The sequence below is a fragment of the Pollutimonas rozaliensis genome, from assembly GCF_048751585.1.
Classification (GTDB): domain Bacteria; phylum Pseudomonadota; class Gammaproteobacteria; order Burkholderiales; family Burkholderiaceae_B.
Window position 1 is genome coordinate 313,641 of record NZ_JAZHOB010000006.1, and the last position, 12,783, is coordinate 326,423.

10 protein-coding genes are annotated in these 12,783 nt (G+C 55.7%); 3 read left to right on the plus strand and 7 right to left on the minus strand.

Annotated elements, in window-relative coordinates:
• Positions 1-5: 5 nt before the first annotated feature.
• Together V0R37_RS13400 and V0R37_RS13405 are read right to left on the minus strand one after the other, a co-directional pair.
• Positions 6-3,563: an O-linked N-acetylglucosamine transferase family protein gene (locus tag V0R37_RS13400; RefSeq protein ID WP_420374994.1), complete on the minus strand. Its 3,558-nt coding sequence runs from the start codon at positions 3,561-3,563 to the stop codon at positions 6-8.
• Positions 3,564-3,727: 164 nt separating this feature from the next.
• The gene (locus V0R37_RS13405) at positions 3,728-4,873 is read right to left on the minus strand and encodes a FliC/FljB family flagellin (protein ID WP_420374995.1); all 1,146 of its coding nucleotides are present in this window, start codon (positions 4,871-4,873) and stop codon (positions 3,728-3,730) included.
• Positions 4,874-5,263: 390 nt separating this feature from the next.
• On the opposite strand from V0R37_RS13405, the gene V0R37_RS13410 reads away from it, so the two are divergent.
• From V0R37_RS13410 to V0R37_RS13420, 3 genes are all read left to right on the plus strand, one after another.
• Positions 5,264-6,097 (plus strand): SAM-dependent methyltransferase, encoded by an 834-nt coding sequence (locus V0R37_RS13410; protein ID WP_420374996.1) that lies wholly within the window; start codon positions 5,264-5,266, stop codon positions 6,095-6,097.
• Between the two features lie 6 nt (positions 6,098-6,103).
• Positions 6,104-7,441, plus strand: a complete 1,338-nt coding sequence (locus V0R37_RS13415) for an APC family permease (RefSeq protein ID WP_420374997.1) — start codon at positions 6,104-6,106, stop codon at positions 7,439-7,441.
• A 237-nt stretch (positions 7,442-7,678) separates the two neighbouring features.
• Positions 7,679-9,577 (plus strand): phosphoenolpyruvate carboxykinase (GTP), encoded by a 1,899-nt coding sequence (locus V0R37_RS13420; protein ID WP_420374998.1) that lies wholly within the window; start codon positions 7,679-7,681, stop codon positions 9,575-9,577.
• A 17-nt stretch (positions 9,578-9,594) separates the two neighbouring features.
• On the opposite strand, the gene V0R37_RS13425 is transcribed toward V0R37_RS13420, so the two are convergent.
• From V0R37_RS13425 to V0R37_RS13445, 5 genes are all read right to left on the minus strand, one after another.
• Positions 9,595-9,954, minus strand: coding sequence for a helix-turn-helix domain-containing protein (locus V0R37_RS13425; protein ID WP_420374999.1), 360 nt, complete (start codon positions 9,952-9,954; stop codon positions 9,595-9,597).
• Positions 9,944-10,096 (minus strand): type II toxin-antitoxin system HigB family toxin, encoded by a 153-nt coding sequence (locus V0R37_RS13430; protein ID WP_420375000.1) that lies wholly within the window; start codon positions 10,094-10,096, stop codon positions 9,944-9,946. Before V0R37_RS13430 ends, V0R37_RS13425 begins: the two co-directional genes overlap by 11 nt.
• A 4-nt stretch (positions 10,097-10,100) precedes the next feature.
• A complete protein-coding gene (locus tag V0R37_RS13435) occupies positions 10,101-11,759 on the minus strand; it encodes a methyl-accepting chemotaxis protein (protein ID WP_420375001.1) in 1,659 nt (552 codons plus the stop codon).
• A 181-nt stretch (positions 11,760-11,940) separates the two neighbouring features.
• Positions 11,941-12,276 (minus strand): helix-turn-helix domain-containing protein, encoded by a 336-nt coding sequence (locus V0R37_RS13440; RefSeq protein ID WP_420375002.1) that lies wholly within the window; start codon positions 12,274-12,276, stop codon positions 11,941-11,943.
• The gene (locus V0R37_RS13445) at positions 12,273-12,632 is read right to left on the minus strand and encodes a type II toxin-antitoxin system RelE/ParE family toxin (RefSeq protein WP_420375038.1); all 360 of its coding nucleotides are present in this window, start codon (positions 12,630-12,632) and stop codon (positions 12,273-12,275) included. The genes V0R37_RS13440 and V0R37_RS13445 overlap by 4 nt, the downstream gene beginning before the upstream one ends.
• Between the last annotated feature and the right edge of the window lie 151 nt (positions 12,633-12,783).

Below are 12,783 nucleotides of genomic sequence, written 5' to 3' on the forward strand. Positions count from 1 at the left end.
AATCGTCACTGACTATCATTTTTGCTTTCCACCCAATTTTGAAACATCTTTCGATAAGCATCTTCAACCTTTCGGGCAAACCCTTGTTCGTCCATCAAGGGGCTGCTTTTCAGCTCATCGCGCAGCCGTAAGCGGGTATGAGCTAGCCTAGGCACATCGCTCGCCAACTCAAGCACTTTTTCTATATATTCTTCCCGACTGTGGGCGATCCACTCAGGGTGGCCAACACCGTTCAAAATCGACGCACCGATGCCGCCAACGCCTGGTCTTCCCATTAGAGTGACATATGGAATACCCATGCACAAGGTGTCAAATAATGTTGTACCGGAGTTGTGCGGGAAGCAATCCAGGCCAATGTCCATCTTACGCAAGGAGTCCCAAGGGGGCGACTCGTACATCAATGTTAAACGATCTCTTGCTATGCCGTGTTCAGCGAATTGAGCTGCCAGGCGGTTGCAGGCAACAGGATCCGAGTAATTGGCGCTGTTTACGATGAGTCTGGATGCCGGCAATTTTTTAAGAATGGTGGACCAAGTTTCAATAACCTGTTCGTTGAGTCGGATCGCTCTGGTTAATGTACCAAAAGTGATGCCATCGCCTGTTAGCGCAGGAAGCGCGCCCACCTCGCCCATTGATTCCCAATTGGTTCGATAAACGTAATTGGATGGAGCCAGGCGCCAAGGTTTTTCCGAAAAAACAGGCTCTGAACCGGGAGGACATAAATTGTCGTCGCCAAGAAAGTAATCGATGGCGGAAAGGCCTGTTGTATAACCATAGCCAAGCCATGTGACTGAAATAGGCGCAGGCTTGCGAGCGAAAACCGCTAAGCGGCTCCCGGCAGTGTGCCCGGCTACATCCACCAAAATATCGATTTGATCTACCCTTATTTGTGCGGCTAAAGCGTCGTCATCCATGTCCAGGACATTAAGCCATTGGTCTACATAGGATTTATAGCGCTCCGTCACCGCATCGTGTTTAACTTGATTGGCGTAGGCATAAACTTTGAATTTTTCACGATCATGGTTAGAGATTAATGGCTCAAGAAACTTGCTGACTGCATGATTGTTAAAGTCGGGAGATACGTAAGCAATATTGATTTTTCGACCAGCAAGCTTTCTGTTCTTATGAGACCGCCAATTTTTTCTATGTACGGCATAAATTTCTTTATCAAAATTTTTGTACTTGGAAAATATATCTTCGCTCGTTTTTTTTGCGCTGTAGTTCAAGGCAAAAAGGTATGCATTGATCAATTCAAATTTAATAATGGCATTGGGTGCGCATTTATTCAGCGCGCTCTCCAGCACAGATTCCGCTTTGGTGGAATTTCCTTGGAGAATCAGTGAGCTTGCCAGATTTAGATGGGCCGCTGCATTTTCTGGATACGCTTCGATCTCGCGGTGAAAGTAAATCTCTGCTTTGGAGTTTTCCGCCAAGGACAGATAGAGATTGCCAAAGAGAAAATTCTTTTGCGGTAAATCAGGGTTTAACGCTAGAGCATGGTTTATGGCGCGGTGGGCTACTGACCAGTACCCGATTCGGATTAGTGCCGTGGCAAGATACTCGTATATGCGGGTATCATCGCCGGCTAAGCTTAGGGCCTTTAAAAAGCTTGGCAATGATTTTATATATTGCTTTGATTCGACTTGAATGCGGGCTAGCTGATACCAGCCTTCTGGCAGGTGGGGGTGCTTTTCCACCAACTGCCTGGACAACTGCTCGGCAGAACGATAGTTGGCGAGCTGAAATAAGGAATCAATTTTCTTGATTTGATTCAAAAGATGTGGTGGCAGAGGTGTTGCCTGAGCTTCTTTGCCAATTTCGTTTGTGGTGTAACGGTATCTTGCTAGCGCAGCCATATATTCCGCCCAGTAGGGGGATTCCCCATCGGACATGGCAATAACGGAATAAAGAAAATCACGCCAAGCTTCGCCTTTGGATAAGAGAAGGCCCGCACGATGTAGTTTAATCAGTAAGCCGTTCTGTACGGCTATGGTTTCCTTGGGGGAGAGGTTTTCAAATTCACGCGCATGGCTGCTCTCGCCTTGACCGGCTTCAGTTGCCGTAGGCTCATCGGCAAGTATGCCCGAGGCGATCTGGTCAGCCTTCAGCCCTTGCTTCCAGTGCTGCAATATTTCGAGCTCTGCATCGGAGAATTGAAGACCCAGGACTTGGTCCCAGAGGTTGACTGCATCAAAGCTTGAAATTTGGCCACTGCTATCCTTGGTTCCAAATAGCAAGCTCGGTAGCAAGCGTACCCCATCGCCTTGCAGATTGTCATAAGGCCCGCAACCAAGGCAATATTGAATCGCGGGGTCGCCTCCCTCGAACCACATTTTTAATGTACGCAGCACCCGCTCGCGCACATTATCGTCTTGATCATTCCGATTTGACTTGCTTACTGCTTTCCTTACAGCCTTAATCAGTGAATCGACAGGCAAGCTACCAGGCCAGACGCATGCCAAGGCGTTTAGCATGGCGGCGACGATCTCGTCTTTGACAAAGACCAGATGGCCTTGGCTGTCGTGAAACGCGACAGTATCAATTTCCAGGCCCGGCACCTCTATTGGCGCCAACCTGCTGGCCCAGCTTAAATCAAGCAAATTCTTGACATTGATAGCCCCGATAGCGTCAGTCAGTCTGTCTGATCTTACAAGGATGCTATGGCGCGATGCGCGTCCTGTGGAAAAATCCAGGTATTGCAGCCTTAGCAGAGGCGACTGCCCCAGTGCTAGCACACTGTTCGCGGTGGCCACAGAAGTATCCTGAACGGAAAGCATGTCATATTGGGGGATGGCATCCCCGATATAGGCTAGGTTCGCCTTAGCTGCTTGCTCTACGAATTCAATGAAATACTTTGGGGAGCCTTCCGTAGCCAGTACTGAATGGATCCCTTCCGCATCTATTCGGCCGGCAAGGGTAACCGCCGCAGCGCGAAGGCTCGCGGCCATTGGGCCAGTGGCGGCCAGCCCTTCTGTAAAGAGAGTCAGGGCCGCCTTGGCCGACCCGGTAAGCTCAGGTTCGCCAACGCTGTTTGCGCTATGCATAAGCATGGCATCGCGGACAACTTCTATCGATTTCGCTCCTGGATAGACGTCATAGCCAATACAGAGCATGCCCAGCGTTGATAATAGGGCCTGGCAGTCTTGTAATGCGGATTGAGCAGCAGGGGTGGTCAGTTTGTTATACAGGCTGGGCACAAGTATGTAGTCGAATTTCCCTACTGTGGCAGGGTCAAGCTGACTTAAACTTGCTTCTACGACATAGACATTTCCTAGGCCTAGTTCGGCGATTAATCGAGTGCCGGCTGCTTGCTCTGCCGGGTTATTGCAAAGGCCGAGGAATTCCGCGTTGGGGTAAAGCTCCGCATAGGCGATCAGTTGACCCACGGCCCCACTGCCAACCACTAGGGTACGGGCCTGTTCGAGTGCCACGGTTTCTATGCCGTATAAGTGGGCGATCGCCCGCAGCCTTGTTAGCGAGAATGGTGAAAACTCTTGGCTGTTTGTTATGGGTTCGATTGATTTTTTTTCTGAATCGGTAACCGTAGGAAGACTATTTGGCATGATATTTGGGGCGTTTTCATTAAAAATAGCGGGCGCTGTTCAGTATACGTACCCCCATTGAGTTCCAAACGGACAATAAAAAAGGCAAGCTGGCTTCAGCTTGCCTTTTAGGTTTTTCATCGAGTCACGGGGTATTTACCCAGGGACTCGATGTGCGCACAACATTAACGCAGCAGGGACAGCACCGTCTGAGGCACTTGGTTGGCTTGCGCCAAGACCGAGGTGCCTGCTTGTTGCAGAATCTGCGCACGTGTCATGTTGGACACTTCAACCGCGTAGTCAGCGTCCTCGATCCGGGAACGAGCCGACGAGAGGTTGGTTACTGTGTTGTTAAGGTTGGCAATGGTGGATTGGAAGCGATTTTGAACCGCACCCAGTTCGCCGCGCAGGCTGTCGACTTGAGCGAGAGCGCTGTCGACGCTGGCCAGCGCGCCCGAGCTTTTTGCAAAGGTAGCCTTGGAGAAGTCAAGCTTATCAAGCGAGATGGTGGCAGCGGAAGACGAAGTAGTTGTGTCGACGTCTTTGGCTTGGATCGCGACATACAATTTGTCGCTGGCTTGTACTCCTTCGCGAGTTGTGCCGGCGCCAGCGGTAACTTCCGCGTAGTAATTTCCCTTGGAGTCCATTACAACGCTGACGGTGGGCGCGGTGGTGCCAAGGTCGGCCAAACCAGCGGCTGTGCCAGCCGCAGTGGTGATGGTTGTGGCGGAGTTTGTACCCATTGCCGTTGCGCCCACAAAGGCCTTCAGCGTGGTGTTGCTGCTAGTCCCGGTGCCATCCGGGCCGGCAACGCTAAACGTACGCAAATTCAGCTTGCCGCTGTCAATTTGCTTGAGGTTGACGTCAATCGTTTGGTTGTCGTTGGCGCCGACCTGGATCTTCAAGGTTGCGTCGCTGGCAAGAACTTTAACCCCGTTGAACTGGGTTTGCGCCGAAACGCGGTTGATTTCGTTCAGGCGTTGGGTAATTTCTTCTTGGATTGACTGCAGATCGGAAGCCGAGTTTGTGCCGTTGGCGGCTTGAACCGACAGTTCGCGAACACGCTGCAGGTTGTTGTTGATTTCGTTCAACGCGCCTTCGGTCGTTTGAGCGATCGAGATACCGTCGTTGGCGTTGCGGGTGGCTTGCGTCAAGCCCTTGATGTTTGCCGTGAAGCGGTTGGCAATGGCTTGGCCGGCGGCGTCGTCTTTGGCGCTGTTGATGCGCATGCCGGAGGACAGGCGCTCGATGGCGCTGCCCAGAGCCGACTGCGATTTCTGAAGGTTGCCTTGGGCAATCAGGGAAAGCGAGTTGGTGTTGATGACTGACATGGATAACTCCTGAGAGGAATAAATACGGCGAATCTGGCTCCGCCTGGTTGCCAAGAAGAAAAAAGCCTGTTTTGAGCGGTGTGCTGCTTGTTCCGCGGTAAAGCAAAGCCGGTTTCTTCCTGTTCACTGGCATTAACGGCTATGGCTTGCGGAACTTTAGGGAGAGTTATGCGTTTGTTGCAACAAGAACGCTTCCTACCTTGTTTTACGGCATACAGCCCTCTTTATTTACCTTCTGGCCTTCATACTTACTACCGGACAACTGGCAAGCCTTTAGCCTGCGGGCTTCCATTCTCAATTCGTGTCATTAAGTAAAAAATGTTCAGCTTGTAGTAAGATTAAATTCAGCTTAATGTAAATTACTAGCATCCCAACAAAAGAGGGGCGATCATGGGCAACTTTTTCGGGGGGCTGCTGGGTCGCGGCTCGATAGCGGGGGTTCGGTCAATAATGCTGATGCTGGCCTTGTCCTTTACAGGCGCGGCGGCCGCGCAGGCGCCGCTTGATCTGGATGTGCCTTTTGTGCCCACGCGCACGGAAGTGGTGTCCCGTATGCTGACTATGGCACAGGTGGGGCCTTCGGATTTTTTGATTGACCTGGGTTCGGGCGATGGGCGGATTCCCGTGACAGCCGTACGCGATTTCGGCGCCAAAGGCGCTTTCGGGGTGGATATCGATCCTGATCGCGTGGACGAGGCGCGCGCCAGCGCTCAGCAAGAGGGCGTATCCGACAAGGTGCGATTTGAAGTCCAGGATCTGTTCCAGACGGATTTGTCCCGTGCATCGGTGATCAGCATGTATTTGCTGCCGGATGTCAACCTGAAGCTGCGCCCGGCGATCCTGGATCTAGCGCCCGGAACCCGGATCGTATCCCATGATTTCGATATGGATGACTGGGAAAGCGATGCCCATGCCGATGTGGGCCGAAGCCGGGTTTATTTTTGGGTGGTGCCTGCCAAGGTGGATGGAAAATGGCTGCTTAGCGGGCCTGACGGCGATGTGATGCTGAACCTTGCCCAGTCTTTTCAAAAATTCAATGGCCGCGCAATACGGCAAGGCGCGGCCGCGGAACTGATAATCGGCCGTTTGCGCGGCTCCGAACTGCGTTTCGATATTGGCGAGGGTGCGCAGGCCCGGCGTTATGTGGGGCGTGTTCAGGGCGACTCCATCGTGGCGGTGGCGGCCCCGGGGGCCGTGCAGGGCTGGCAAGCCGAGCGGCGTTAGCGCGCTATGAAGCCCGCCCCGTCCTTCGCCCCTGTCGGCGGGCTGTCGGTTCTGGACGCTGTGGCCATGCTGGTGGGCGTGGTGGTGGGCATCGGCATTTTCGGGTTTCCGCCACTGGTGGCGCAGCAAGCGCCGACCCCTGCAATCTACATGGCGCTTTGGCTGGCTGGCGGGCTGATCATGCTGGTGGGCGCCCTATGCTATGCCGAACTGGGCAGCGCCTATCCGGATTCGGGCGGGGAATACAGCTATCTCGTGCGCGCATGGGGGCTGCCGACAGGGATGCTGTTTGCCTGGGCGCGCGGCACGGTCATACAAACGGGCTCGATCGCGGCGGTCGCTTTCATCTATGGGGATTATGCCCAGATACTGATGCCTTTGGGGACCTACGGCCCGGCTCTGCATGGGGCGATGGCCGTCATCGCATTGACGGGCCTGAATGTGCTTGGCACCCTGCAATCGAAGCGCGTGCAGCTGTTGCTGGCGGGGGCGACGATTGCCGCATTGCTGATCACCAGCTTTTCAGGGCTGATTTTGGCGGGTCCGGCAGCCGGGGTGGCGGCGGCATCTGCGCCGGTTACGGGCAGCCTTGCGGGTGCCCTGGGGCTGGGCATGGTGTTTGTGCTGCTGACCTACGGTGGCTGGAACGAAACCGCTTATCTGTCCGGAGAACTACGCGATCCAGGCCGTAATATGAGCCGTGTCTTGTTGATCGGGTCGCTCGTGGTGACTGCGGTGTACCTGATCGTGAACGCGGCTTATCTACAGATTTTCGGCCTGGAGCCGCTGCGGGGCACGCAGGCGGTGGGGGCGGACCTGATGAGGCTGGTAGCGGGGCCATGGGCAGCTGTATTGCTCAGTCTGCTGGTGTGCTGCACCGCGCTTGGCACGATCAACGGCAGCATTTTCACGGGCGCCCGGGTGTATTACGCATTGGGGCGGGATGTCCGGGTGCTGCGCGGGCTGGGCGCATGGAATGACCGCGGGGAGACGCCCGCCAGGGCGCTATTGCTGCAGGCGGCCATTACGCTGGCGCTGATTCTGTTCGGCGTGCTTAGCCAGGGTGGCATCCAAGCCATGGTGGCCTATACGGCGCCGGTTTTCTGGCTGTTCATGTTTCTGACCGCATGCGCGGTGATGGTGCTGCGTCGGCGCGATCCGCAGCGCCGGCGGCCCTTTCGTGTGCCTTTGTATCCGCTGACGCCTGTGGTGTTTGCCTTTACCTGCCTGGCGCTGTGCTGGTCCAGCATCCAGTATGCCGCTGCGGGAGCGCTGCTGGGACTGGCGGTACTGGCTGCCGGCCTGCCTTTGGTATGGCTGCAAGGGCGGTTGAAAAAGGCATAGATCCGCTGCGCAGGCTCAAATAATTATTCATGCCGCTGCGGGCCGCTTGATAAATGGGCTGCCTGTTGGATAGACATTTCTTGAAGCTTCATGGTGCAATCCTCTTACATCTGCACGTTACTATCACGTAGAAGCGACATTCGATTGCTCTGCCGGCGCTATTTGCGTGGGAACCGTCGAACAAGCATGATGCAGGATATGGGACATTCAGGATATTCGAACCAAGAGGAAGACAGCATGGACAAGCTATATAGCGAGGGCAGCCGATCTGCGGCCGCCGATGGATCGACGCAGCAGCATGCCGACGGGGCACAGGCCGATGCGCCGCCTGCCTATGTCAGGCACCAAGGGTTGATCAAATGGGTGAACCAGATCGCTCGCCACACCCAGCCGGACCGCATTGTCTGGTGTGACGGCTCGCAGGAAGAGTACGACCGGATGTGCGCCCAACTGGTCGCCAACGGCACCATGCGTCGGCTCGATCCTGAAAAGCGTCCCAATTCCTATCTGGCCTGGTCGGATCCGTCGGACGTTGCCCGGGTGGAAGACCGCACGTTTATTTGCTCCGAGCGCGAAGAGGACGCCGGTCCGACCAACAATTGGATGGCGCCGGAAAAAATGCGCCAGACGCTGGACGGGCTGTTCGCCGGAGCCATGCGCGGGCGCACGCTGTATGTGGTTCCCTTTTCCATGGGGCCATTGGGCTCGCCCATATCGCATCTTGGTATCGAGTTGACCGATAGTCCCTATGTGGTGGCGAACATGCGCATCATGACGCGCATGGGCAAGAAGGTATACGACCTGCTGGGCGAAAACGGCGAGTTTGTGCCTTGCGTGCATTCGGTCGGCAAGCCGCTGGCGCCGGGCGAGTCCGATGTGCCCTGGCCTTGCAACGATACCAAGTACATCGTTCATTTTCCCGAAAGCCGGGAAATCTGGAGCTTCGGTTCCGGCTACGGAGGCAATGCCCTGTTGGGCAAGAAGTGCTTCGCCTTGCGGATTGCCTCGACCATGGGGCGGGACGAGGGTTGGCTGGCCGAACACATGCTTATCCTGGGTGTGCAATCGCCCGAAGGCCGCAAGTACCATATTGGCGCGGCATTCCCATCGGCTTGCGGCAAGACCAACTTCGCCATGGTCATTCCTCCAGCCCAGCTCAACGGATGGAAAGTAAGCACGGTGGGCGACGACATCGCCTGGATCAAGCCCGGCCCCGATGGCCGCCTTCGGGCCATCAACCCTGAGGCGGGCTACTTCGGCGTGGCCCCGGGCACCAGCGAGAAGACCAACTACAACGCCATGGCCACGCTACGGGAAAACGTCATTTTCACCAACGTAGCCCTGACCGACGACGGCGATGTGTGGTGGGAGGGCATGACTTCCACCGCGCCGGCCCACCTTATCGATTGGCAGGGCCGGGACTGGACTCCCGATATCGCCCGCGAAACCGGGCGCAAGGCGGCTCATCCGAATGCGCGGTTTACGGCCCCCGCTTCCCAGTGCCCGTCCATCGATCCGGAGTGGGAGAATCCTGAAGGAGTTGTAATGGACGCCTTCCTTTTCGGGGGCCGGCGATCGGATACCGTGCCGCTGGTGACCGAAGCGCGCAATTGGGCGGAGGGCGTCTACATGGCGGCCACCATGGGCTCGGAGACCACTGCCGCGGCCGCCGGCAAGCAAGGGGTGGTGCGGCGCGACCCCTTCGCCATGCTGCCTTTTTGCGGCTACAACATGGCCGACTATTTCGCGCATTGGCTAAGCCTGGGGACGGGTCTCGAGCGCTTGGGCGCGGCATTGCCGCGCATCTATTGCGTGAACTGGTTTCGCAAAGGGGCTGACGGCAAGTTCATCTGGCCCGGCTTTGCCGACAATGTGCGGGTGCTGAAATGGATTATTGGGCGGCTGGAAGGCAGCGCCCAAGGCGAGGACGGCTTCTTCGGTATTTCGCCGCGGTTTCAGGATATGGATTGGACCGGCCTGTCGCTGGACGATACGCAATTCGAGCAGTTGATGGTTTGCGACCCCGAGAAATGGCGCGAAGAGCTTGAATTGCACGACGAGTTGTTCGCCCGCATGGAAGGCAAGTTGCCCGAAGCGCTGCGCCGGGTGCGGAAGGACTGGGCGCAGGCGCTGTAAAAAGCATAGATGGGTAGTTAGTTGGCTTTGCTCAACAGGCTTTCGTAAGGAATATTCAGCCCTTTGTGTAGCCTTCTGATCATGCCCAGGCTCAGCGGCCGCTTTCGGCTTAAGATTTCCGATACCCGGCCGCTGGAGCCGATGTAGGCTTGCATGTCTTTCGCTGTCAACCCTTGTTGGTCCATCCGGAATTTTATGGCCTCTACCGGATCGGCCGGGCCAATCGGGTAGTGCTTGTTCTCGTACGCTTCTATCAGTGTTACAAGGATTTCCATTTCATCGGCTTCGGGCGTTCCTTCTGTCGCTTGGAACACAGATTCGAGTTGTTTGAAAGCCGTCTGCAAGTCTGCGTCATTTCGTATGGGCTTAATATTCATTAACGGTTTCCACATTAATTTGGTCGTACTGCGCGTGTGTGCCGATGAACTTTATCCAAACAATACTGGCACGATATTGGATTTCCGCTACTAAACGATATTTGTTTCCGCCAATATTGAGGACGACGCGGTTAAATGGCAAGGTATCAAGCCTCGGAAAGTATCAGTGCGGCGGTTTGCCTGGGTTGCAAAATCTGTGCCCGTAACGGTATCGCGCCTGTTTTGTGTCTGCCTGTATTCAGCACTTCTATGGACAGCCGCAGATTGCCGGCTTCACCCGCCAAGGTTCTTACGGTATTCCCCAAGTCCTGGACCAGTGCCGCGTTCTGGTGGGTGACGCCGTCCATCTGGGCGATGGCTTGGTTGATCTGCTCCAGGCCGCTGGATTGCTCCACCGAGGCGGTGGATATTTCGCCCATGATGTCGGTGACGCGGCGCACGGAGTCGACGATTTCCTGCATGGTTTGGCCGGCGCGGGCGGCATGTTCGGATCCGACCGCCATGCGATCCACAGACTCGTCGATCAGTGTCTTGATCTCTTTGGCGGCCTGCGAGCTCTTTTGGGCCAGGCTGCGCACCTCGCCCGCCACGACGGCAAAGCCTCGGCCCGCCTCGCCGGCGCGGGCGGATTCGACGGCGGCGTTAAGCGCAAGGATATTCGTCTGGAATGCGATTTCTTCTATCAAGGAGACGATGTCGCCTATTTTGCGCGAGCTGTCGTGTATGCCTTGCATGGTGTTGACGACGTCGCCGACCACGGCGCCGCCGCGCTGGGCGATCTGCATGCTGTCGTCGGCCAACTGGCTGGCCAAGTGGGCGTTGTCGGCATTCTGCTTGACGGTAACGGTCAGCTCTTCCATGCTGGCGGCCGTTTCCTGCAGGGATGCGGCCTGGTCTTCGGTGCGGGCCGACAGGTTGGTGTTGCTGGCGTCCAGGATCTGGGCCATGCGCGCGGTGGCGTAGGCGCCGCCATGCACGTCGTTGGCGATGCCCAGCAGGCTTTTGCGCATCATGTCCAGATAGAAATACAGATTGCCGACTTCGCCTTCCTGCTCGGCGTCGATGTCGATCTGTAAATTACCCGATGCGATCTGGCGGGCGATCTTGGCGGCGCCCTCCAGAGGCATGACGACGCGCTGGGCGATGCGCCAGCCATAGGCCAGGCTGGCCGCAGTGGCTGCGCCGATGCCCGCCAGCGCCCACCACTGGTAGGGAGCGGGCACGCCGCCGGTCAGCGCCAGCCAGGTGGCGACGGCTATGGTTGCCGTGGAAAGGGCGGCCATGCGGAACATGCCGGCTTTCAAGGTTTTTTCAAAGGGCAGGGCGGCGATGTCGAATGCCCGCCGCCATCCGGTGCGCACGCGCTGGCCGTGCCTGACGGCATAGCCGCCCGCGCGGCCCGCGTTGATGTCGTCGTAGAACTCCTGGGCCGCGTCGACCTGTTCCTGGGTGGGCTGGACCCGGACCGATGCATACCCCGTGACTTCGCCATGTTCGTAGATAGGCACGACGTTGGCCAGCACCCAATAGAAGCCGCCGTCCTTGCGCCGGTTCTTGACCAGACCCAGCCAAGGCTTGCGGGCATGCATGCTGTCCCATAAATCCTGGAATGCCGCAGGCGGCATGTCGGGGTGGCGGATCAGGTTATGCGGCTTGCCGATAAGCTCTTCCCGGGTGTAGCCGCTGATCTCGATGAATGCCGGGTTTGCGTAGGTGATTCTGCCCTTGGTGTCCGTCTTGGAAATCAGGTATTGATCGGGGCGAACTTTGGTTTCGATGTTGTTGACGGGATGGTTGATGCGCATGAGGTTGAAATAGCCGGTCTCGGAGGCCTGGGCGTCGGCCCAGGCTTTTCGGGTTGTTGTTATAAAAATTGGAAAGTTGGGGCGATATTAGGACGGAGTCCGGCCTGCCGTTTTGATCTGGATCATGTAACCAGGTTATTGGTATGGTTATTTGAATGGTAGAAATGTTTGTTGCTTGCTTTCATTGGCCAATCGCCAGTCGAACTGGCTTCCCTATGCGGCTTAACATTTCGACTAATGAGTCAATCGTAAACTTGCTTGTTTTTTTGTTAACGACATCAGAGACCCGAGGGCGGGATACCATCAGGATTTCTGCAGCCTCAGCTTGTTTCAGATGGTTTTGTTCTATCCACCCAGCCAGCTCTGCCATCAATTGCTCTTTTAATAAGGATATGTCATTTATCTGCTTCTGTGAGGCGGCTTGCAGCCGTTTGGCTTCGCCGACAGGGAAGCCTAGTTCAAGAAACAGATTCACTCCTGGTTTTGTAATGTGGCGAATTTCAGTATCGGCTTTCACGAATTTGTTTTCCTTGAATCAACTACAGCTCGGTAACGTATTACGGCGAGCTCCTTGTCCCGCTTGCTGGTGGACTGCCTTTTCTTTTGAAAACAATGCAGAACGTATATGGCCTCCTCGAACTTGGCAACGTATATCACTCTGTATATCCCCCCACCGTCGGAAATACGAATCTCTTGGGTACCCATGCCTATGTTATTGAACGGTTTCCAGTCCTCTGGCTCAAGACCTGCTTGAACTCTGCTTAACTGGAAGCCCGCATCACGGCGCGGCGCATCGGGAAACGCTAATAAATCGTTGTAGGCAGAACCGACCCAGCGAATTTCCTTTTCTGCTTTTCTGATTTCATAAACCATTTTTGTATAAAATTTTATACCAATTGGATAGGCAAGTAAAGGAATAGGCACCGCCAGGTATCGACGGCGCGTATCAGGCATGACCATACCGTGTGGCACTGCCCAATGTCTTGCCACCTGTGACAATCATGCCCACCCCCAAGGTGCTACG